This is a genomic window from Pseudomonas sp. SIMBA_068 (assembly GCF_046534705.1).
Lineage (GTDB): Bacteria > Pseudomonadota > Gammaproteobacteria > Pseudomonadales > Pseudomonadaceae > Aquipseudomonas > Aquipseudomonas putida.
In genome coordinates this window covers 1-229 of the sequence record NZ_JAWRYI010001880.1, presented here as the reverse complement: position 1 = coordinate 229, position 229 = coordinate 1, and the positions used below count along the sequence as shown (strand labels likewise).

Genomic DNA, 229 nt, shown 5'->3' with positions numbered 1-229 from the left:
GTGGAACCGAGGATTTTGCCGACGCTGTTGGTGTAGTGGTTAACGCTATGATCGAAGGTGGTATTAAACCAGCCGAAGAAACCGCCCTTATTTTCGTGATGCTCAGCAGAGACGGGTTTAAGCAGCGTTGCACATAACGCAGGGGTAAGAATCAATGCCACCAGAACAGAAAGCGCCATTGCCGAAACGATGGTGATAGAGAACTGGCGATAAATTGCCCCAGTAGAAC

General features: G+C 49.3%; 1 protein-coding gene. It reads right to left on the bottom strand.

All coding sequences use genetic code 11. The annotated features are described in order from the left end of the window. The coding region (locus SB756_RS36295) for an efflux RND transporter permease subunit (protein WP_410914094.1) at positions 1-229 on the bottom strand (229 nt) is incomplete at both ends.